19 protein-coding genes are annotated in these 21,855 nt (G+C 63.3%); 5 read left to right on the forward strand and 14 right to left on the reverse strand.

The window, feature by feature from the left end:
• Nucleotides 1-9: 9 nt before the first annotated feature.
• The 8 genes from ACVW17_RS31390 to ACVW17_RS31425 form a co-directional block, all read right to left on the reverse strand.
• Entirely contained in the window at nucleotides 10-1,089 is a 1,080-nt protein-coding gene (locus tag ACVW17_RS31390) for an isocitrate/isopropylmalate dehydrogenase family protein (protein WP_456755471.1), read from the reverse strand.
• Nucleotides 1,090-1,145: 56 nt separating this feature from the next.
• The gene (locus ACVW17_RS31395) at nucleotides 1,146-2,627 is read right to left on the reverse strand and encodes an aldehyde dehydrogenase family protein (RefSeq protein ID WP_456755472.1); all 1,482 of its coding nucleotides are present in this window, start codon (nucleotides 2,625-2,627) and stop codon (nucleotides 1,146-1,148) included.
• A gap of 95 nt (nucleotides 2,628-2,722) precedes the next feature.
• Nucleotides 2,723-3,628 carry an NAD(P)-dependent oxidoreductase gene (locus tag ACVW17_RS31400; protein ID WP_456755473.1) on the reverse strand — a complete coding sequence of 302 codons (906 nt, stop codon included), beginning with the start codon at nucleotides 3,626-3,628 and terminating at the stop codon, nucleotides 2,723-2,725.
• 69 nt (nucleotides 3,629-3,697) lie between these two features.
• On the reverse strand, nucleotides 3,698-5,191 hold the full coding sequence (locus tag ACVW17_RS31405) for a sugar ABC transporter ATP-binding protein (RefSeq protein ID WP_456798247.1): 1,494 nt from the start codon (nucleotides 5,189-5,191) through the stop codon (nucleotides 3,698-3,700).
• Nucleotides 5,192-5,196: 5 nt separating this feature from the next.
• Nucleotides 5,197-6,276 carry a strictosidine synthase gene (locus ACVW17_RS31410; RefSeq protein ID WP_456798248.1) on the reverse strand — a complete coding sequence of 360 codons (1,080 nt, stop codon included), beginning with the start codon at nucleotides 6,274-6,276 and terminating at the stop codon, nucleotides 5,197-5,199.
• Entirely contained in the window at nucleotides 6,273-8,393 is a 2,121-nt protein-coding gene (locus tag ACVW17_RS31415; protein ID WP_456755477.1) for an ABC transporter permease, read from the reverse strand. The genes ACVW17_RS31410 and ACVW17_RS31415 overlap by 4 nt, the downstream gene beginning before the upstream one ends.
• Nucleotides 8,394-8,445: 52 nt before the next feature.
• Nucleotides 8,446-9,459, reverse strand: a complete 1,014-nt coding sequence (locus tag ACVW17_RS31420; protein WP_456755478.1) for a sugar ABC transporter substrate-binding protein — start codon at nucleotides 9,457-9,459, stop codon at nucleotides 8,446-8,448.
• Between the two features lie 37 nt (nucleotides 9,460-9,496).
• On the reverse strand, nucleotides 9,497-10,495 hold the full coding sequence (locus ACVW17_RS31425; protein WP_456755479.1) for an ABC transporter permease: 999 nt from the start codon (nucleotides 10,493-10,495) through the stop codon (nucleotides 9,497-9,499).
• A 384-nt stretch (nucleotides 10,496-10,879) separates the two neighbouring features.
• On the opposite strand from ACVW17_RS31425, the gene ACVW17_RS31430 reads away from it, so the two are divergent.
• Nucleotides 10,880-11,389 carry a hypothetical protein gene (locus ACVW17_RS31430; protein WP_456755480.1) on the forward strand — a complete coding sequence of 170 codons (510 nt, stop codon included), beginning with the start codon at nucleotides 10,880-10,882 and terminating at the stop codon, nucleotides 11,387-11,389.
• Between the two features lie 105 nt (nucleotides 11,390-11,494).
• On the opposite strand, the gene ACVW17_RS31435 is transcribed toward ACVW17_RS31430, so the two are convergent.
• Together ACVW17_RS31435 and ACVW17_RS31440 are read right to left on the reverse strand one after the other, a co-directional pair.
• Entirely contained in the window at nucleotides 11,495-12,007 is a 513-nt protein-coding gene (locus ACVW17_RS31435) for an Lrp/AsnC family transcriptional regulator (RefSeq protein ID WP_456755481.1), read from the reverse strand.
• Between the two features lie 96 nt (nucleotides 12,008-12,103).
• Nucleotides 12,104-12,373, reverse strand: a complete 270-nt coding sequence (locus tag ACVW17_RS31440) for a hypothetical protein (RefSeq protein ID WP_456755482.1) — start codon at nucleotides 12,371-12,373, stop codon at nucleotides 12,104-12,106.
• Between the two features lie 32 nt (nucleotides 12,374-12,405).
• Between ACVW17_RS31440 and ACVW17_RS31445 the strand changes: the two genes are divergently transcribed.
• Genes ACVW17_RS31445 through lpdA form a run of 4 tightly spaced genes read left to right on the forward strand, consistent with a single transcriptional unit; the run spans nucleotide 12,406 to nucleotide 17,357 of the window.
• On the forward strand, nucleotides 12,406-13,665 hold the full coding sequence (locus ACVW17_RS31445) for a thiamine pyrophosphate-dependent enzyme (RefSeq protein ID WP_456756569.1): 1,260 nt from the start codon (nucleotides 12,406-12,408) through the stop codon (nucleotides 13,663-13,665).
• A 3-nt stretch (nucleotides 13,666-13,668) separates the two neighbouring features.
• Complete coding sequence (locus ACVW17_RS31450; RefSeq protein WP_456755483.1) at nucleotides 13,669-14,682, forward strand: alpha-ketoacid dehydrogenase subunit beta; 1,014 nt, start codon at nucleotides 13,669-13,671, stop codon at nucleotides 14,680-14,682.
• A gap of 1 nt (nucleotide 14,683) precedes the next feature.
• Entirely contained in the window at nucleotides 14,684-15,955 is a 1,272-nt protein-coding gene (locus ACVW17_RS31455; protein WP_456755484.1) for a dihydrolipoamide acetyltransferase family protein, read from the forward strand.
• Between the two features lie 4 nt (nucleotides 15,956-15,959).
• A complete protein-coding gene (gene lpdA / locus ACVW17_RS31460) occupies nucleotides 15,960-17,357 on the forward strand; it encodes a dihydrolipoyl dehydrogenase (RefSeq protein ID WP_456798249.1) in 1,398 nt (465 codons plus the stop codon).
• A gap of 77 nt (nucleotides 17,358-17,434) precedes the next feature.
• On the opposite strand, the gene sfnG is transcribed toward lpdA, so the two are convergent.
• The 4 genes from sfnG to ACVW17_RS31480 all read right to left on the reverse strand — a co-directional run bounded on the left by sfnG (nucleotide 17,435) and on the right by ACVW17_RS31480 (nucleotide 21,807).
• Nucleotides 17,435-18,520 carry a dimethylsulfone monooxygenase SfnG gene (gene sfnG, locus ACVW17_RS31465; RefSeq protein WP_456755486.1) on the reverse strand — a complete coding sequence of 362 codons (1,086 nt, stop codon included), beginning with the start codon at nucleotides 18,518-18,520 and terminating at the stop codon, nucleotides 17,435-17,437.
• A 16-nt stretch (nucleotides 18,521-18,536) separates the two neighbouring features.
• The gene (locus ACVW17_RS31470) at nucleotides 18,537-19,328 is read right to left on the reverse strand and encodes an ABC transporter ATP-binding protein (RefSeq protein WP_456755487.1); all 792 of its coding nucleotides are present in this window, start codon (nucleotides 19,326-19,328) and stop codon (nucleotides 18,537-18,539) included.
• A 45-nt stretch (nucleotides 19,329-19,373) separates the two neighbouring features.
• The gene (locus tag ACVW17_RS31475; RefSeq protein ID WP_456755488.1) at nucleotides 19,374-20,723 is read right to left on the reverse strand and encodes an ABC transporter substrate-binding protein; all 1,350 of its coding nucleotides are present in this window, start codon (nucleotides 20,721-20,723) and stop codon (nucleotides 19,374-19,376) included.
• Nucleotides 20,724-20,802: 79 nt separating this feature from the next.
• Entirely contained in the window at nucleotides 20,803-21,807 is a 1,005-nt protein-coding gene (locus tag ACVW17_RS31480) for a branched-chain amino acid ABC transporter permease (RefSeq protein ID WP_456756570.1), read from the reverse strand.
• Between the last annotated feature and the right edge of the window lie 48 nt (nucleotides 21,808-21,855).

Genomic DNA, 21,855 nt, shown 5'->3' on the forward strand with positions numbered 1-21,855 from the left:
CCCTCGCGCTCAGAGCAATTTCAGAAGCGCGTCGACGACCTGACCGGTCGTCGCATGTCCGCCGATGTCACGGGTCCTCAGCGCGGCGTCCTCCAGCCCGGCGCGGACAGCAGCTTCGATCCTGTCGGCACCAAGCCGCAACCGGTTGTCACGGTAGCGCTGATCCAGACGCCGCAGCATCAGGATCGATGCGAGGATCGTTCCATAGGGATTGGCAAGTCCTTTTCCGGCGATATCGGGGGCAGAGCCATGCGAAGCCTGGAAGAAACCAATCCCGTCACCAACCTCCTCGGATGGCGACATGCCCATGCCGCCGACGGTCGCGGCGCCGAGATCGGAAATGATGTCGCCGAACATGTTCTCGGTGACGATGACGTCGAAATGGGATGGCTTGTTGACGAGGTGAACCGTCATCGCGTCGACCAGGACGTGCTCGGCTTCGATATCGGGATAATCCCTGGCCACCTCGTCGAACACGGCACGGAAGAACGCATAGGTGCGCAACACGTTGGCCTTGTCGCAGCAGGTCACCCGGCGCCGTCCGTCCTTTGGCGACCCGTTCCTCGATCTGGCAAGTTCGAACGCGAACCGGACGATGCGCTCGATCCCCTTCCTGGTTTGGACGAGCGTATCGACCGCCACTTCTTCGCGCAACAGCGCCCCGGCGCCCCGCGCGGCGTAGAGGCCCTCACTGTTCTCCCTCACGATGACGTAATCGATCGAACCCGGCCGCCCGAGCGGCGACGGCACGCCCTTGTAGAGCTTGATCGGCCGCACATTGGCGAACAGGTCGAGCTTGAAGCGCAGCGTCAGCGTGAAGTCCAGTCCGGCTTCGGTGCCGTCACGATGAACCACGCCGGGAATGCCGGCGGCGCCATGGAGAATGGCGTCGGCGGCACGACAGCCCTCAAACGAGGTTGCCGGAAACGAATCCCCCGCTTCAAGGAAGTGGGTGGCGCCCGCCGGATACTCCACAAACTGGAGTGTGCCGGTCTGGACCCCGGCTTGCAGCACCGCGACTGCCGCACGAGCGACTTCAGGTCCAATACCGTCCCCATGTACGACGGCGATCTTGTAAGTGTCCTTCATGATACTCGCTCGATAAATTGTGCCTGGTGATGATGACGTCGCGGACGAATGTCGGATCAATCCAGCTTGATCCAGACCCCCTTCGTGTTGAGGTATTCATCGAGCTGTTCGGTGCCGCCCTCGCGGCCGTATCCACTCATTTTGTAGCCGCCGAACGGCATCGCGGGATCGATGGCGTGATAGGTGTTCACCCAGACCGATCCAGCGCGCAGGCTGCGCGAGATGACGTGGGCCTTGCTCACGTCGCGCGTGAAGACACCGGCAGCGAGCCCGTATGGCGTCGCGTTGGCTCGCGTCACCGCCTCGTCGAGCGTGTCGAACGGCAGCGCCGAAATGACCGGGCCAAAGATTTCGTCGCGGGCAATCTGCATGCTGTCGGAGACACCGGCGAACACGGTCGGCTCGACGAAGTTACCCTTCGAGAGATTCCCCTCCCTCACTCTTCGGCCGCCGGTCACCACCCGCGCGCCCTCGTCGCGTCCGCTTCTCAGAAAGCCTTCGACCTTGTCGAGCTGCCGCTCGGAAACCAGAGGTCCGATCTCGGTCGAGGGATCGGCGCCGTCGCCGATTTTCAGGGCCGCGGCAAACCTGCCGAGCCGCTCGACCAGTTCGTCGTGGACCGCTCGCTCGACGAACAAGCGCGAACCTGCAATGCAGATCTGGCCTGAATTGGCGAACGCAGCCATCGCGGCAATCGGGACAGCCTTGTCGAGGTCCGCGTCGGCGCAGACGATGACCGGTGATTTTCCGCCAAGCTCCAGCGACACCCGCTTGAGATTGCCGGCCGAGGCGCGAATGATGGCTTGGCCGGTTGCGGTGGAGCCGGTGAAGACGATCTTGTCGACACCGGAATGTTCGGCGAGCGGCGCGCCCGCTTCCGGTCCGGTCCCGGTCACAACGTTGACGACACCGGGAGGCACGCCTGCCTCGTTCATCAAATCCGCGATCAGCAACGGCGTCAGCGGCGCCTCCTCGGAGGGCTTGAGCACGATCGTGCAGCCGGTCGCAAGCGCCGGTCCGATCTTCCAGACCGACGCCGCCGTCGGCGCGTTCCACGGGATGATGGCTCCGACCACGCCGACCGGCTCTTTCCGCGTGAACGAGACGATGTCGCCCGGAAGCGAATTATCGACCGTCTGGCCGTGGAGCGCCGTCGCCATGCCCGCGTAGTATCTGAGCATACCGAGCACGCGGAGCTTGTTCGCCCGTGTCCTGACGATCGGCATTCCCATGTCGGCGGTGTCGGACTGGCTGATCTCTTCCCAGTGCTTCTCGAACAGCTCGGCGATCCGCAACAGCAGCGCCTGCCTCTCGAACGGCTTGAAGCGGCTCCACGGCCCGTCGAAGGCGCGACGAGCCGCGGTGACGGCAAGACCGATATCGGCCGCATCGCCACGCGGAACGCGACCGATCACTTCCCCGGTCGCGGGATTGCGCGTCTCGAACACCTCCCCTGAACGGGCGTCCACCCATGCGCCATCGATGAACATCTTTCGGGTTTGTCCATCGATGGGGAATCGGATTTCGGTCTTTGTCATCAGTCTGCTCCTGTCTCACCTGAGGCGGCCGGCGAACGCCTCGCCTTCGTTTGATTCATATTCTCGTGGCGGCGATCGCCCTCCGCGAACCGCCTCTATGCAGCCGGCTGCTGCTTCCGCAGCAAGCGCACGAGCTCGGGAATGTAGGCTTGGCCGCGGCCGCGCTCGACGACTGCCGCGAGCGCGCCGGCAACGCCGTCGGCGATCGTCCTGGAGGCGCCCGATGTACCGGCCATCGTCCGGTAGTAGTCGATATCCTTCAGCGCATTGCCGATGAAGAACGGCACCGCAGCGACGTCGTCGTTTACGATGGCGGGCGTCAAGCGCTGCAGCGCGGCGCCGGCGCCGCCGCCCTTGGCGAGCACATCGACGAAGACCGCCGGGTCCACGCCGGCGTCAGCAGCCTGCGCGGCGGCCTCGCCGAGCAGCGCCATGAATCCGATCGAGACATAGTTGTGCAGCAGCTTGAGCCGATGGCCGAAGCTCACCGGGCCTACCCGCTCAACACTCTCGGTGAAGGATGCAAGAACCGCGCGGACATTTTCAAGGTCTTCTTCATCGCCGCCGACCAGCAGGTTCAGCGTCCCTTTCTCCGCATGCACTGCCGTGCGCGTCATTGGCGCATCGAGGAAGCGTCCGCCCGCCGCCCGGACGGCAGCAGCCATCCGCAACGTCGATTCCGGCAGCGCGGTCGAGCAATCGACGATGATGGTCCCCTTGCGCAGCCGCGACAGAACGCCGGTCTCGCCGGTGAGAACCGCTTCGACCTGGGGTGAGCCCGTCACGCAGAGGATGATGAGGTCGGACAGGTCAGCCAATCCGCCTGGACTGTTGCAGGCGGTGGCGCCAAGGCCGATGAGATCGTCGACGGGCTGGTTGCCTGGATGATCGAGAAAGGCCAGAGGAAAGCCGCCCCGCGCGAGAACGTTCTTCGCGATGCCATGGCCCATCAGACCGACTCCGATGATTCCCACTCTCTTCACGGTAACCTCGCTGATCATTCACATCTCTGGTTGGACCGGACGGCGGTCCGCGTGCCCTGCGGCACGATCGTGCTGGGAGTCCATTCGCTAGTGGACGGCGGCGTACATGATCTGCTGCTCGGTCGCTTCGGTAGCCTTGATCTCTTCGACGATCTTGCCGCGCTTTGCGACCAGGATGCGGTCCGAGAGTGCCAGCACCTCGGGCAGGTAGGATGAGATCACGACCACGGCGAGGCCTTCATCGGCAAGGCCATTGATGAACTGGTGGATCTCGACAATGGCGCCGACATCGACGCCGCGCGTCGGCTCATCGAAGATGATGAGCTTCGGCTTCTGGATCAGCGATCTCGCGATGACGACCTTCTGCTGGTTGCCGCCGGAGAGCTCGATCACCCTGGCCTTGTCGTTGTTCGACCGCAGCTGAAGCCGGCGGGCCCATTGCCGCGCCAGCTCCTTCGCCTGCGTCATGGAGATGACGGACAATGGGTTCGAGAGGCGCGAGAGCTCGCCCAAATGGAGGTTCTCGGCCACCGTCATCGTCTCGAAGAAACCGTCGAACTTGCGATCTTCCGTGACGTAGACGATGCCGTCGCGCACCGCCTTGCGCGGCACCCGATAGCTAACCGATTTTCCGCAGTACTTGATCTCGCCGCCATGGAAGAAGTCGCGTTTCAGCACGCCCGCGACCACTTTCATCATTTCGGTCCGGCCGGCGCCAACCAGTCCGAACACGCCGGTCACCTGCCCGGCGAAGATCGAGAACGACGTGTTGCGGACCACCGTGCCCAAGGACAGGTTCTCGACGCTGAGCACCCGCTCTCCGTACGGCCGGGGCGGACGGCCGCGGTCACCATGCAGCGTTTCCGTCAGGTTGCGTCCGACCATCGCCTGAATGATGGTATCGCGCGTGAACGCTGCTTTCACATCCGACGCAACAAGCCGCCCATCGCGAAGAATGGTGATGCGGTCGGCCAGTTGCAGCGCCTCTTCGAGTGCGTGCGAAATGAAGATGATCGCGACCTTGTCGGCCACGAGACGGCGGATCAGATTGAAGAAATGCCGCTTTTCTTCCGGCGTCAGCGTCGCCGTCGGCTCATCGAAGATGATCACCTTCGCGTTGTGATGAACGGCGCGCGCAATTTCGACCATCTGCTTTTGCGCAGCTCCGAGCTGCGACACCTGCGCGGTCGGATCGACCTGGAATCCCATGCCGGCCAGGAACTGGCGGGCCTGGATGTAGAGGCCGCGCAGCCGATTGAAGGTCTTTTCCTCGCCCAGATAGATGTTCTGGGCCACCGTCATCGACGGCACCAGATTGGTTTCCTGATAGACCATGACGACGCCGTTCTTCAGGCCTTCTGCGGGCGTCGAAAGACTCACCGGCGCGCCATTGAGAAACATCTCTCCGGAGCTGAGCTTGTAGACCCCGGCGAGGATCTTGGTCAGGGTCGATTTGCCGGCACCGTTCTCGCCCAGAATTGCGTGGACCTCTCCGGGCGAAACGGCGAAATCGACGTCCTGGAAAGCCGGGATCTTTCCGAACAGCTTGGTTCCTTTGCGGATCTCGAGGATGGGCTGCATTCGATCTACTCCGAAAGGACCGCCGCCGGATCGCGAATCTCCAGAACCGCGTTCGAGCCGCGGCTGGCGACATAGAGCGCGCCGGCGTATTCGGCTGCGGCCACGGCGCCATGCCGCGTGCCGTCCGCGCGCGAGTGAAAGGACCCGGCAGGCGTCGTGTTCGCGTCGCAATAGGCGACAAGCCCGTAGGACCGCGTGACGGAATAGGGCTTCAGGATGCCCATCTGCTTGAGCTGACTTCCCTGCATCGGCTCCTTGAAGCTGCGGCCGGAGCGGAGTGAAGGCGCCATCCAGTACTGTTCCGGCACCTCGTTCACCATGCGCGTCCGGTATTCATCCTCGCGCAGGATGAATTCCACGAGTTGATTGCGCACGGAATAGAAGCAGAGCCACATGCCACCGGCGGCCGCACGGGTCAGACGAGCCGGATAACCAGGCAGGCCCGCGGCCAGTTCGAGAAGCTTGCCGTCCGGAAGCGTCACCGCAACGATGCGGTGCTTGAGGCACTCGGAGACGATCAACCGACCTGCCGATGCGGCAACGCCGGCTGGCCACGCCAATCCAGTGGCCACGACCTTGATCTGGTCCTCGGCCAGATCCACGACGGCAACGCAACCGGAACTGTCCAGCATCATCAATGCCCGTCGCCAGTCATGCGCGCCCAACCGCTTCGACCCGTTGCACACCGCAAGCGTCGACTCGTCCAGCCATGCGATCGCGGTCGGGCATCGCAGGACGTCGCCTGACGGCTGCACCACCTTGCCGTCGAAGCGGCCGCCCCGCACGACGATGCCCTTGCCATCCAACCCGATCGCGAGCGCTTCACCCAGTCCGGCCATCGCCGAGATCGGCGCGTCGAACCCTGCCAGTCTCTCCGGGCCCGAGGAGGCCGGTTGGAGACGAAGCAACTCCGAGCCTTTCGAGGCAAACAACCCAGCGTCGATCGCGACGAGATTATCGACCTCGTCGACCTCGCAGAGCACCGGAGCCAGTTCGAGCTTCTGGTTCGGCAGGAACGGTCCGTCGAGCACGGGCACTGTAACGGCCCCTTCGCGACGCCCGAGCAGTTTGTCGATCCATTTCACGAGCGACGGCCCCAATAGCTATCCACGCCGCAAAATGCGGGGTCCGCCCCCTGCAGCCGGTAAGTCCCCATCCGGTTGTTGAAGATCCCGCAGAGATAAAGCACGCCCTTGTGCTCCCGCATCGAGGTGATCATGGGATGCTTCTCGCCGCCCTGATCCCAGTAGCTTTCGAGGATCTCGCCGCGCTCGCTGAACTTGAGCACGCATCCGGTATTCAGGTTCGGCATCAGCCAGGCGTCTTCGGAACAGCGCCGCGACATCCTCTTGCGGAAGCCCGGCAATTCGAGTGACAGGTCGAGCGCGGGTGTGCGCATCCCCATCAACGCCAGCCAGTAACTCCCGTCGGACGCGCGATTGATGTTGTCGGGATAGCCGGGAAGATTCGAGATGACGACCTCGACCTGGCCCTTTTTCGGTCCGTCGAAATAGTACCGGCTGATCCGACAGGCCCAGCTCTCCGCGAAGAGCAGAGACTGGTTGTCGTAGGACATGCAAATGCCGTTCGGAAATACCAGGTTCTTCAGCACCGTCCGGGTTCTTCTGGTCTTCGGATCGTAACGGATGATGCGGCCGTTGCCTCGACTCTCGAGTGCGTCGGAATACCAGTCGTGCATCTCGAACCGCGTCGTCGCCTCGCTGAAATAGATCGCGCCATCTGGCGCGATGTCGAGGTCATCCGCGAGCTTCATGTTGGAATCGTCGACGATCGACAACAGACTCCGGTTCGTCTCCGCAGTCAGCCGATGCACCGTGCCGTTCATCTCGACCTGATAAAGTCCCATTCCGGCGACGCAGACATTGAGATGCCCCTGGCGATCGAACGCCATTCCGAGCGGCGACCCGCCGATATGCGCCAACACCTCCCAGCGCTGATAATCGGGTGGAAACCAGCGCAGGATGTCGCCGTGACGGTTGCCCGTGTAGAGATTGTCGTCGCGATCGAAGATGACGTCCTCCGCGCCCTCCAGAATGCCGAGGCCGATGACGCCGACGTCGCGCAGCGTATCGTTCGGCGCCATCGCGCCGGCGCCCTGCTCGGTCGCAATGGCGTCGGGCATCCGGGCGTAAGCAGGCGAGATGTAGACGCTGCGCAGCAGCTTGTGGCGGTTCTTGACCCAACGCACGTCGAGGAAGACCGCGGCGACGAGGATCAGGCCCAGCGCGAGATCGGTCCCGGGGCCGGAGATCGCGAGCGCGAGGAAGCTGTTTGACAGGAGCAGCACGAAAACCGCTCCCATGGTCGCCTTCGCGACCGTGCCGCGGCCTCCACCAAGAGAGATGCCGCCCAGCACCGTGGCGGTGAGCGCCTGCAGTTCGAGTCCTGCTCCGACATCCGATGCCGCGCTTCCGATGCGGCTCGCAAACAGGAAACCGGACAGCGCGACGAGGGTGCTGCAGCAGACGTAAGCGCTGAAGATGGTCCAGCGGACGTTGATGCCTGCATTGTACGCGGAGCGGCGCGCGCCACCGACGGCGAGCAGGTGCCAGCCATATCGCGTGCGGGACAGCACGATGTGAATACCGATTGCGATCACGGCCGTGATCAGGAACGAAACCGGCAACAGCCCGATCTGTGCGGTGCCGAGATACTCGAAGACCGCAGAGTCCGACACGTTGGTCACGATCGCAGTCGAGAACTGCGGAAAGATGATCTCGAACAGCGATCGAAAGATGATGAGGCTGACCAACGTCGTCAGGAAGGCCCGCATCCTGACATAGCCGACGAGGAACCCGTTCAGGGCACCGCATATGGCTCCGACCGCCAGCGCGGCCAGAAGCCCGGCGCCGGCGTTCCAGCCCTCGACGTTCATGCCGATCAACGACATCAGCACGGACAGCGCGAACACCGAGCCGACCGACAGATCGATGCCGCCCGAGATCATCACGATCGTCAGACCGAGGACGATCAGTCCGAACTCGGCAAATTGGCGCGCGAGATTGCCGAGCGTCGTCCATTCGAAAAAGTGCGGGACGAACGGCCCCAGACCGAAGACGAGCAGCGACAGCGCCAGAAAGGGGATCGCACTGTCGACCCATTTCTTGGTGAGCACCTCCCCGACCACGTGATCGGGGAGAAGCCTGTAACGCCACCGAACGATATCCGACGAAAAGCTCATCTGGCCTGTTCCATGCGTACGCCGGCTTGCGACCGGACGCGCTGCATCTCTCTCACTTGAGTTCGTCGAGCGTCCAGCAATTGCGGCCGGTCGCGTTGGTCTTGTCGACCCGCGTGATCGGCCCGAAGAAGACGTCCTTGACGGCCCCCGCCTTGCGGTTGCTCTGCAGCAGTTCGGAGATCTGGCTTGCCGCGACCTCGCCCTGGATGTCGGCATGGAAGTTGTAGATGACGGTCAAGAGTCCCTTCTTGACGCTGTCGCAACCGGTCTGGCTGCCGGCGCCATTGGTGACGATCGTGACCTGGCCGGTCTTGCCCGCGGCCGCGACGGCCGCACCGGCGCCAACCTCGGCATTGTCCCAGATGCCCATCACGCCACAGAGATCGGGGTGCTGCTGGAGAACCGTCGCGGTGATCTGGCGCGCCTTGTCGGAGTCATAATTGGCGGCCTGGTCCGACACCAATTGAAGGTCCGGATTTGCGGCCAACACCTCGTTGATGCCCTGGCGCATGTAGATGTTCGCCGCCCCGGTCTCGACGCCCGCAAGCCAGACGACCTTGGTGGACGGGCCCCTGCCCTTGGCACAGGCCTTGGCGAGTTCGCCCATCTCGAGGCGGCCCATCTCGATCCAGTCGTTGCCGACATAGGAATCGGTCTGGGTCGCCGACTGCATGTTGACCTGGAGCACCGGAATTCCGGCCTCCTGAGCCTGTTTCAGCTGTCGCGCGTAGGTCTGCACGTCCGGATTCTGCACGATCAGCAGATCCGGCTTCTCGGCGATCGCACCCGTCAGGGCACGAATGCCGGCCTCGGTGTTCATGTTGGGGTCGCGCACCTCAAGCGTGAAGCCGTAGCGTGCGGCATGCCGTTCCCACACCGTCACCCAGGCCTGGTTGAGATCGAAGCCCTGGGAGATCGGAACGAAGATCACCTTCTTGCCCTTGAGGGCTTTCAGGTATGCCTCGCGTCCGACCTGCTGAACCTCAGCGGCCATGCCCGGCGTTGCGGACGCAAGCCCGCCAAGCATGAGGCCGGTCAACAGCAATCTGCGCAGAATGGAAATCATGATGCCCTCCCGGTTTGAAGTTTCTTGAGACGCGGCCCTAGATGTCGCCGCTTTGCGACGTCTGCTCATCGCGCGGATTGAGCACCGCATCGATTGCCAGAGCAGCAAGCAGGATCACGCCCTTGATCAGGTTCTGGGCGGTGAAGCTGATGTTGAGAATCGTCATGCCGTTGGTGAGAACCCCGACCAGAACCGTGCCGACGACCACGTTGCGGACGCCGCCCTGCCCGCCGCTGAGGCCGATTCCTCCGAGCACAACGACAAGGAGCACGTCGTAGATCAGCGTCGAATTGTACAAACGCGTATTGATGCCGGAGACCACCGCACACATCAGAATGCCCGAGAGAAAGGCGATCAATGCGCTGGCGGCGTATTGCGAGATGATCACCGGGCGGGTCGGCAGTCCGATGGTACGCGCTGCAAACGGATTGTCGCCGGTCGCGTAGATGAATCGTCCGAACCGGGTCTTGCGCAGGAACAATGCGACCAGCCCAGCGAGCAACGCCGCCGCGCAGACCGAGACGGGAATCCCGGCAATCGTCCCCGTGCCCAGGAAGGTGAACCAGTCATGCCCGGTCGGGGCGTAAACGACGTCGGATTTGAATACGATCCGTCCGGCACCGTAGATCACCGATGCAAGGCCGAGGGTCGCGAAGATCGGCGGCACATCGGCCACGGCGATGAGCGTCCCGGTGCCGATGCCGACCAGGATGACGAGAAGCCCGCCCACGACAAGCGACCAGCCGAACGGCACCCCGGTGGTCGACAGCCAGATGCTGAACGCAACACCGATCACCATGACCGCGATCATGGTCAGGTCGATGCCGCGGCCGACGACAACCAGCGCCATGCCGACGGCCAGGATGCCGAGCGTTGCGACGTTGTTCAGCAGGGTGAGAATGTTTCCGGCGGTGAGGAATTTCGGCAGGAACAGCGAGAACGCCCCGATCAGGACGAGCGTGATACAGAAGATCACCTCTTCCTGCGTCAGCTTGAACGACCGCATTCTGCGCCCGAGATGCTCCGAACTGCTCATTGTCCGATCCGGATTTGCCGCGCTACTCGACCGCCGCCGGTCCGGTATTCGGAAACGCGACAGAGCCGGCCTCTCATGCCAGATTGATCGCCCGCGACCATCGTCTCCTGCCTGAAGTTGGTTGTTGTTTGTCCGGCAAGACAAGCGATCTCGCCCTGCTGCTTGCAAGGCGCTTTTTCTGAACCCCTGTTTGGCTTTTCTGATCTACCCACGCTTCCCGCTGGAACCCGGTGTTGCATTGAGAAATGCTGAGGCCCTGTTCAGAAATACTGCGCTGCTCCGGCATTGCTTCATCACTCGGCCTACCTAAGATGGAAATCCGATCGTCGCTTGCGTCGATCACAACGAAGCCAGGTCAACCTGGCCGATCAGGGAGGTCTAACCGTGAAGATTCGCAAACTGCTGGCGCTTGCGGGTGTGTTGTTTGGCATGAGCGGCGCAGCGTTCGCTCAAAGTCAGGCGGACGACGAGTGCCTGAATCCCGGGAACGACGAGCTCTTGAAGCAGGGATGCGCCTATCTCGACGAGTTCATGAAGGCGTTCAATTCGCGAGATGCGGCGGCCTGGGCCAAGACCGTCCACTATCCGCACATCCGGATCGCCGGCGGACAGGTGCAGGTCTGGAACACGCCGGAAGAATACGCGCAGTCGAACGATGCGTCGCAGCTGGCGCAGGCCTCGACTTGGGCTCGCTCAGCCTGGACAGTTCGCAAGCTGGTGCAGAAGTCAGACGACAAGCTCCACTTCGTCACGCGGTTCACGCGTTACGACGCCAACGACAAGCCGATATTGTCGGCCGATTCCTTCTATGTGATCGTCAAGAAGGATGGGCGCTGGGGCGCTCTGGTACGATCGAGCTATGTCGGCGTCATCGGCAAGAAGACCGCCTTCTGACGCGCCGCCCGCTTTCAAGGCGAACATGAGCAGCGGACGTCAACCGGGTGACGTCTGCATTGCCCGCAGCGGCGCAGGCACGTTGAGGCGGCGCTTCGCGCACCTTCATACCTGGACCGACGTCAGCTTCTTCAGGCAACGCAGCGCGAACGACGACCGGCTGTGGCGGATGCCCGGAATGCGATAGAGCTTTTCGCGCAGGAAGCGTTCATAGCCGGCGGTGCTTTCGACCGCGACCTTCACCAAATAATCGTAATCACCCGTGGTGAGATAGGCTTCGATCACCTCCGGCAAGTCCGCGAGCAGTTGCCCGAAACGTTCGAGCACTTCCTCGTCGTGGCGGTCGAGCGTCACCTCCAGGATCACCGTTTCAGGCAGGCCGAGCTTGTCCTGATTGAGCAGCGCGACATAGCCATCGATGTAACCCTGGGTCTCAAGGCGCTTCAGCCTGTTCCAGCACGGTGTCGTGGAGAGCCCGATCCTGTCGGCCAGTTGCGCCGTCGTCAGGCGCGCATCCTGCTGCAAGGCGCGCAGGATCTTGCGATCGATCTCATCGAGCCGAAGCGCGTCCTTGCGCGAGGCCTTGACCGGCGCAGCGGCACGTCCGACCGAAACCATACCAAGAACTCCATTCTGGTCGTGTAGGCGAAGTGCAGAATTTCTATATCGCAAATCCTATATACACCCAGACAAAAAGAACAACAATCCCGCGATTTAGCAGTACGTATATACTGACAAAGCGGGGTTTTTGCGGTGTTTCTTCTCGAACTCCAGACCAGCGACATTCACGCTGCGCTCGGCCGCCTGCTCGACCAGACGCGCGTTGCGGGGCTTCGGCTCGCGGCCGTCAGCGCCCGAGCGGAAGCGAACGAATGCCGCATCTCGGCTTCCATAGACGTCAAGGACCGCGACGTCATCGAGCGGCTCGCCCGCCGCGTCGGCGCGCTGTTTTGCATCGATGCGATCGAGGTGAAAGGCGGACACCAATGCCCGACGCCAACATCATGCCCGACACCATGATCCCGCAGCACGAGGCGGCGCGACCCGCGGAGCACGCGCCGCTGCAACTGCATGTGCCGGAGCCCGCGGTGCGCCCCGGCGGCACGCCGGATTTCTCGAACATCCGGATCCCGAGCGCGGGCAAGGTCGATCGCCCCGAAGTCGACGTCGACGCGGAGGCGATCCGCGACCTCGCGTTCTCCGTCATTCGCGTGCTCAATCGCGACGGCAAAGCCGTCGGCCCCTGGGCCGGCTCGCTCTCGGATAGCGAATTGCTCGAGGGCCTGCGCCACATGATGACGTTGCGCGCATTCGATGCGCGCATGCAGATGGCGCAACGCCAGGGCAAGACGTCTTTCTATATGCAGCATATGGGCGAAGAGGCCGTCAGCTGCGCCTTTCGCAAGGCTCTCTTACCGGGAGACATGAACTTTCCGACCTACCGCCAGGCGGGTCTCCTGATCGCCGGCGGCTATTCGCTGGTCGATATGGCCTGCCAGATCTATTCCAACACGCACGATCCGCTCAAGGGACGCCAACTTCCTGTGTTCTATTCCGCCAGGGAGCACGGGTTCTTCTCGATCTCGGGCAATCTCGCCACCCAATACATCCAGGCCGTCGGCTGGGCGATGGCCTCTGCGATCAAGAACGACAACAAGATTGCGGTCGGCTGGATCGGTGATGGAGCAACGGCCGAATCCGACTTCCACGCCGCGTTGGTGTTCGCCTCGACCTACCGCGCGCCGGTCGTGCTCAACATCGTCAACAATCAATGGGCCATTTCGACCTTCCAGGGCATCGCACGCGGCGGCTCCGGCACGTTCGCGGCGCGCGGCCTCGGCTTCGGTATTCCGGCGCTCCGCGTCGACGGCAACGATTACCTCGCGGTTCATGCGGTGGCGAAATGGGCCTGCGAGCGGGCGCGCCGCAATCTCGGCCCGACCCTGATCGAGCACGTGACCTATCGGGTCGGCGCGCATTCCACCTCCGACGACCCGGCGGGCTATCGGCCGAAGACGGAGTCCGATGCCTGGCCGCTGGGGGATCCCGTGATCCGGCTCAAGAACCATCTGATCGTCCGCGGCGCCTGGTCGGAGGAGCGGCACAAGCAGACCGAAGCCGAGATCCTCGACACCGTGGTCGCGGCGCAGAAAGCAGCCGAAGCCTATGGCACGCTGCATTCCGAGCAGCGGCCTTCAGCGCGCGACATGTTCGAAGGCGTCTTCTCGCAGATGCCCCCGCATCTGCGCCGACAGCGCCAAGAGGCCGGAGTCTGAGCCATGCCGCGACGGACCATGATCGAGGCGATCCGCGATGCCATGGACGTCATGATGGCGCGCGACGGCGATGTCGTCGTGTTCGGCGAGGATGTCGGCTATTTCGGCGGCGTGTTTCGGGCAAGCCAGGGACTGCAAGCCAAATACGGAACCAGCCGCTGCTTCGACACGCCGATCAGCGAGCTCGGCATCGTCGGCGTCGCGGTCGGCATGGCCGCCTATGGCCTGAAACCCTGTGTCGAAATCCAGTTCGCCGACTACATGTACCCGGCCTACGACCAGATCGTGTCCGAAGCCGCGCGGTTGCGCTACCGATCCAACGGCCAGTTCACCTGCCCGCTCGTCGTACGCATGCCGACCGGCGGCGGCATCTTTGGCGGCCAGACGCACAGCCAGAGCCCGGAAGCGCTGTTCACCCATGTCTGCGGCATCAAGACGGTGGTGCCATCGAACCCGAGTGACGCCAAGGGTCTGCTGATCTCGGCGATCGAAGATCCGGATCCCGTGATCTTCCTCGAGCCGAAGCGACTCTACAACGGTCCGTTCGACGGCCATCACGACCGGCCGGTGACCCCATGGTCCAAACACGATCTCGGCGAAGTCGCCGATGGACATTTCGCAATTCCGCTCGGCAGCGCCGCGATCCGACGACAGGGTAGCGCCGTCACCATCCTGGCCTACGGCGCAATGGTTCATGTCGCCGAGAGCGCGGTGACCGAAACGGCAATCGATGCCGAGATCATCGACCTCCGCACGCTGTTGCCGCTCGATCTCGATACCATCGAGGCCTCGGTCAAGAAGACGGGACGTTGCGTGATCGTGCATGAGGCGACATTGACCTCGGGCTTCGGTGCCGAACTCTGCGCGCTGGTGCAGTCGCGGTGTTTCTACCATCTGGAAGCGCCGATCGTCCGGGTCGCCGGCTGGGACACGCCCTATCCGCATGCGCAGGAATGGGACTACTTCCCCGGACCGGCGCGGATCGGACGCGCGCTGATCGAAACGCTGGAGGCCTGAGATGGCCGAGCGCATCGTCAGGCTGCCCGACGTCGGCGAGGGCATTGCGGAAGCCGAGCTCGTGGAATGGCACGTGAAGGTCGGTGACGTCGTGCGGGAAGACGCCGTGCTCGGCGCCGTGATGACCGACAAGGCGACCGTGGAAATTCCCTCGCCCGCGGATGGCCGCGTCAGCTGGCTCGCCGGCAAGGTGGGCGACGTTCTGGCCGTCGGCTCGGATTTCGTTCGGCTCGAGGTGACCGGCAACAGCGAACCGGTGACGCAGACAAAGAAGCCGCCACCGCATGCGGCAAGCCTTTCGGCCGGACAGCCTGACGATCCCGCAAGCGCCCTGCGCCCGCAAGCGAGCGCGCCGCCCGTGCCGCCAAGGCCGCAGCCCGCCGCAACGCCGTTCGAGCGCGCAGGCGAACGGCCCTTGGCCGCTCCCGCGGTCCGGCTGCGTGCGCGCGAAGCAGGCGTCGATCTGCGCCAGCTTCGCGGCACAGGTCCGGCTGGACGGATCACCCACGATGACCTCGATGGCCATCTGGCGCGCAGCCCTGCCGCCACGGCGGCGGCCTATCAGGCGAAAAACGCGGTCGAAGACATCAAGATCGTCGGCTTGCGGCGCAGGATCGCCGAGAAGATGTCGATCGCAAGCGCGCGGATCCCGCACATCACCTATGTCGAGGAGGTCGATGTCACGTCGCTCGAGGATCTGCGTGGCAAGCTCAACGGCCAGCGACGATCCGATCGGCCGAAGCTGACGCTGTTGCCGTTCCTGATGCGCGCAATGGTGCGCGCGATCGCCGAACAGCCGATCCTGAACGCGCATTTCGACGACGAGGCCGGGATCGTACATCAGCACGCGGGCGTCCACATTGGTGTCGCCACCCAGACACAGACCGGCCTGGTGGTCCCCGTGGTCCGGCACACGGAAGCGCTCGACCTCTGGCGTTGTGCCGCAGAAGTCGCCCGGCTCGCGGAAGCCGCCCGGAACGGCAACGCCACCCGCGACGAACTCACCGGCTCGACCATCACCATCACTTCGCTCGGCGCCCTGGGCGGGCTTGCGACGACCCCCATCATCAATCATCCGGAGGTCGCGATCATCGGCGTCAACCGAATTGCCATCCGGCCGCATTGGGACGGTACGGCGTTCGTGCCGCGCCGGACCATGAACCTGTCGTCAAGCTTCGATCATCGTGTCATCGACGGGTTCGACGCGGCTCAGTTCGTGCAGCGCATCAAGCTGCTTCTGGAAACGCCGGCCATGATCTTCATTGACGCGTAGGACGATGACCGAAATCACCTGCAAGCTCCTCGTCATCGGCGCCGGCCCCGGCGGCTACACCTGCGCGATCCGCGCCAGCCAACTCGGCATCGATACGGTCGTCGTCGAGGCCGAAAAGCCCGGTGGAACCTGTCTCAATGTCGGGTGCATTCCTTCGAAGGCCCTGATCCATGCGGCCGGCGAATATGAAACCATTGCGCGCGCGGCAGAAGGCAACAATGCGCTCGGCATTTCCACGACGACGCCGACGCTCGACTTTGCCAAGACCATCGCCTGGAAGGACGATGTCGTCCGGCGTCTGAACGGCGGCGTGGCCGGTCTGCTGAAACGAGCCGGCGCCCGGTATGTAACCGGCCGCGCCTCGTTTCGCGACGGCAAGACCGTCGAGGTCGTAACCCAATCCGGCCGACAAACCATCCATGCCGAAATGGTGGTGATCGCGACGGGCTCCGAGCCGGTCCCACTGCCGTTGCTTCCCTACGGCGGTCGCGTGATCTCATCGACCGAGGCACTGTCTCTTGCCAACATTCCGAGGCGGCTGGTCGTGGTCGGCGGCGGTTATATCGGCCTCGAGCTCGGCACAGCATTCGCGAAAATGGGGGCGGCCGTCACCATCGTCGAGGCCGCGCCGCGGATCCTGCCGCAATATGATGCTGAGCTGAGCGCGCCCGTCGCCAGGCGCCTGGCCGCGCTCGGAGTTACAGTGTTGACCGGCGCGAAGGCAAAGGCGCTGGTCGCCGACGGCACGGCACTCGCGATCGAGACCGCTGCCGGCGAGCAGACAACGCGCGGTGCCGACAAGATTCTGGTGACGGTCGGCCGCAGACCCGCGACCGGCGGTTTGGCCCTCGATCAACTCGATCTCGACATGGACGGCCCCTTTATCCGCATCGACGACCGATGCCGGACCTCAATGCACGGCATCTCGGCGATCGGCGACGTCACGGGAGAGCCGATGCTCGCGCATCGTGCCATGGCGCAAGGCGAGATGGTGGCCGAGATCATCGCCGGCCAGCGCCGCGCCTGGGATCGGGTTTCGATCCCGGCGATCTGCTTCACCGATCCAGAGATCGTGACCGTTGGCCTGTCACCGAGCGAGGCGATCGAAAAGGGGTTCGATGTCAAGACCGACCTCTTTCCGTTCAAGGCCAACGGCCGCGCACTGACGCTCGATCGGGAAGACGGCTTCATCCGGACCGTCGCGCGAGCCGACAACCATCTCTTGCTAGGGATCCAGGGCGTAGGCGCCGGCATCGCCGAACTTTCGGCCGCCTTCAGCCTTGCGCTGGAGATGGGCGCGCGCCTGGAGGATGTCGCCATGACCATCCATGCCCATCCAACCCAAGGCGAGGCCTTTCACGAGGCCGCGCTGAAATCGCTTGGGCATGCAATTCATATCTGAGCACGTGGACACGGACCTTCGCAGCACCGCGTCTCAGACCGACAAATCGGGAGGCGCCGCTTGCTTGATCGCCAGGTTCAAGCAGGCTCATGGTCGTGGGCCCGGCTCGCTTTGGTCGAGTTCAACAAAGGAATCACCTCGCGGCCGAACGCCGGCAGCTCGTCGGTGAAATTCAGGAACGCGCAGAGGATCATGTCGACGCCGATCGCCTCATAGGCACGGATGCGCTCCGCGATCAGCTCGGGGGGACCGAACAGACGGGTCTTGAAGCCGTCATTCGGCTGGACCAGATTGGCGTGGCTCGAATCTGCCCACATTCCGATCTTTTCGGCAGTCGACGCACCGGCCTGCTTCACCTGATCGGCGAAGGCCTGCACGATCTCGGGATCGGCGCCGGCGATGATCGCTTCGAGCTGCTCGAGCGCTTCCCGTTCGGTCGGCCGCTGGATGACGAAGCCATTGAGCCCGAACTTGACGGTGCGGCCTTCCGCCTTGGCAAGCGCGCGGACCTCGTCGATCTGCTGTTTGGCCCCCTCCACCGTGGTTCCGTTGAGAAAATACCAATCCGAATACTTCGCGGCCATGCGGCGTGCGGCCTTGGAATTGCCGCCCTGGAAGATCTCCGGGTGCGGCTGCGAGATCGGTCTCGGCTTCAACCAGGCGTCGTTGATGCTGTAGAAGTCGCCCTTGAAGGTGAAGCGATCCTGGGTCCAGAGGCCCTTGAGCACCTGGATGAACTCTTCCGAGCGGCGATACCGTTCGTCATGCTCCAGCCAGGGCTCGCCAAAGGCACGAAACTCGTCCTTGAACCAGCCGGTGAGGATGTTGATCGCAAATCGGCCCCTGGAATAGACGTCGATCGTCGAGCCTACCTTCGCGATCATGGCCGGGTGCCAGAAGCCGGTGTGAATTGCGCTGATCAGTTTCAGCCGCGAGGTCTGCGCGGAGAGCACTGCAGTGCAGGTGATCGCCTCCTGCTGCAACTCCCAGCCATGGCTCGCGATGAAGCGCGCCGGCGCCAAGCCATACTCGAAGCCGAGCTGTTCGGCCTCGCGCGCGAGCGAGGCGTTGTAATCCAGCGTCCAGTCGGTGCGCTGCGGAACATTGCTGATGACGAAGCCGCCGCTGCCGAGCGGCATCCAATATCCGAAACGAATCGCCATGATGCGCAGCTCCTGCTCATGCAATCGGGGTTTGGACCGGCTCCGCAGCCGCCGCTCCGGCCGCTGCAGCACCAAGATAGAATTCGGCAACATCGTCCCGGCCGGCGAGTTCTGCGGCTGTGCCCGAAGTGGCCACCCTGCCGTTCTCCAGCACGTAGCCGTGATCCGCAAATTGAAGAACGAGATGAGCGTTCTGCTCGGCCAGCAGAAAGCTGACGCCCTCATTCCTGTTGAGATCGCGGATGATGTGGAATATCTCTTCCACGATGATCGGCGCAAGGCCCATCGAGGGTTCGTCGAGCAGCACGAGGGTCGGCCGCGTCATCATCGCGCGCCCGATCGCGACCATCTGTTGCTCGCCGCCCGAGGTCAGGCCGCAACGCACGCCACTGCGCTGCTTGAGTCGGGGAAACCAGCTGTAGATGCGCTCGAGGTCGTCGGCGAGCGCACGACGGCTCGGTCGGCGCACGAACCCGCCGCTGAGAAGGTTCTCCTCGACCGTGAGCTGGGGAAAGACGTGACGGCCTTCGAGAACCTGGACCACCCCCCTGGCGACAAGGTCGGCGGGATCCAGCGTTCCGGTGACCTCGCCGCGCCACGTGATTGTGCCGCGGCTCAAGTGTCCGCGCTCGGACGCGAGCAGATTCGAAATTGCCTTCAGCGTAGTGGTCTTCCCGGCGCCATTGGCGCCGAGAAGAGCAACGATTGATCCCTCTTCGACCCTGAGCGAGACGCCGCGCAAGGCCAGGATCGCCTGACTGTAGAGGACCTCGATGTCATCGACTTCGAGAAATTGCGACGTGGTCATGGTGATCCCTTTGGCGATCCCTTCGGCGAACCCTTCAAGGCAACATCAGTTGGTTGCATCGCGCGGCGTGATGCCCTTTTCCCTGGCGTAGGCGGCGGCCCGCTCATAGATCAGCGGCAACAGCAGCTCGCGGTCGGATTTCACCCAACCGTTGGACACCACGTTCCACTTCTCGCCGTCCCACTGCAGCACCTTGCCTGCGCCGCCGCCCTCGTGGTCCTTCGCCGAGAGCTTCAGCGGCTGCTGAAGACCGGTAGCGCCGATTTCCGCAAGCCGCTTCTCGGAGAGGTCGAGATGCTCGAGGCCCCACTGCGCTTCCTCGCCGTTGATCGGCCGCACACCGAAATGCGCCTGGGCGGTCCGGATCGCCTCCACCGCAACGATCGCCTCGTCCACGCCGGAATTGTAGTAGACGGAGCCGAAACTCTTCGGGTCCTTGAGATCGCTGAGACCCTTGTCGAGAATGTGCTGCTTGAGCTTCTGATGGATCTCGAAATTCGCGCCGGCGGGGAACGGCGTGATCGCGAGATAGCCCTTGGCCACGGCACCGGCGGGACGAACGTCCTCCTCGGAGCCCGACCAGATGCCCCCGATGATGTGATCGACCGGAAAGCCCACCTTGGCAGCGGTCTTGATCGCAACCGGCGTCATGACGCCCCAGCCCCGCAAGAACACCCAGTCAGGCTTGAGCTGGCGGATCTTGGCCCATTGCGCCGATTGTTCATTGCCCGGATGCGGCACCGGAATCTGGATGTCCTCGAAGCCATACGTCTTGGCAAGATGGGCAAGCGGGACCTGGGTTTCCTTGCCATAGGGCGAGTCGTGATAGACGGTCGCGATTTTCAGGCCTTTCAGCTTGTCCTTGCCGCCGACCTTCTCCGCGATGAAATTGACTGCCGATGACGCCTCGCTCCAGAAGCTGAACACGACCGGGAAGCTGTACGGGAACACCCGCCCGTCGATCGCCTCGGTGCGGCCATAGGCGATCGTCACCAGCGGAATCTTGTCGGCCACCGATTTCTCGGTCAGCGCCTTCGAAATCGGGTCGCCATGCGGCAGGAAGATCGGCACCGGCGAACCGTTCTTGCCCGCCTTCACCCGCTCATAGCACTCGACGCCCTTCTCGACTTCCCAGTTGGTCTCGCATTCGTCCCAGACCAGCTTGATGCCGTTGATGCCGCCTTCGACCTCGTTGATGTAGCGGAAATAGTCGATCTCGCCGGCCCAGACCGGAATGCCGCTCGACGCGTAGGCTCCGGCACGAAACGTCGCGAGCGGGAAGTATTGTGTTTTGGGCTCTTCCGCCGATGCGGTGGTGCCGGCGACCGCCGACAGCACCAGTGCTGCCAGCCCGATCGCCCTGCTCGTGATCCGTGTCTGTTGCCGCAAAGACATCTGCTTACCCTCCATGTGATGCAGAATTCAGGTCGACGCGGCTGTGGTTCACATCCGCGCATGATGGTTTGACCGCTTGCTAGCGGTCGAAGCGCGAAGCCAGCTGCGTCCATGCCCGCGACAGCAACGCAGCGAGCCCTCTCGGCTCCTTGATCAGGAACCAGACGATCAACGCACCGAATAGCGCCCTCTGAAGATTCTCGAGTTGTCCGGCATCGATTGCGCCCCCGAACAATCCACCCCCAACATGATCGAGCAGGATCGGCAGCAGGATCATGAAGGCGGCGCCCAGATAGTTGCCGCTGACGCTGCCCATGCCGCCGATAATGATCGCAAACATCACCTGGAACGAACGGTCCAGGTTGAAGCTGCGCGCATCGACCGTGCCAAGATAGGCAAAGGCCCAGAGTGCACCTGCGATTCCGATCACCAGCGAGCTCACGAAGAACGCCTTCAGTTTTCCGGCGGAAACCGGAATACCGATCACCGCGGCCGCGGTATCCATGTCGCGGATCGCCATCCAGGTCCGGCCGGTCTGACTGCGAACCAGCCGCGTCGCGACAGCCGTCACGACGACGACGGTCGCCAGCGTCAGGAAATAGCGGCCCGTCGGGCTCGAGAGATCATGGCCGAAGACTGCAAGCCGCGGCGCCGAGATCGAGCTTGAGGTCGAGTAGTTCGAGAACCAGCCATACTGATTGAACAACCATTCGAGCAAAAATTGCGTCGCCAGCGTCGATGCGACGAGGTAGAAGCCTTTGATCCGCAGGCTTGGCAGCCCGGCTACGACCCCCACAAGCCCGGAGATGATGCCGCCGAGCAGCAGGCTGACCGGCAGCGGCAGTTCCGGCAGGCGCAGCAGCAGATTGTATGTCGCATACGCGCCGACCGACATAAACCCGCCGGTGCCGAGCGAGGCCTGACCGGCGTACCCCATCAGCAGGTTCAGCCCCAGCGCGGTGAGCGACATGATCAGAAACGGAATCAGAACGGCATTGAGCCAATAGTCGTTCGCCACCAGCGGAATGCCGAGCAGCCCTGCGAGCAGCAGCACCGCCGCGCCGACGCGCAGCCGATCCCGCATCGCCTGAGCGGTATTATCCGTCGCGCTGAACCCTTCGATGGCGTCGGT

This window comes from Bradyrhizobium sp. USDA 4473 (assembly GCF_054063335.1).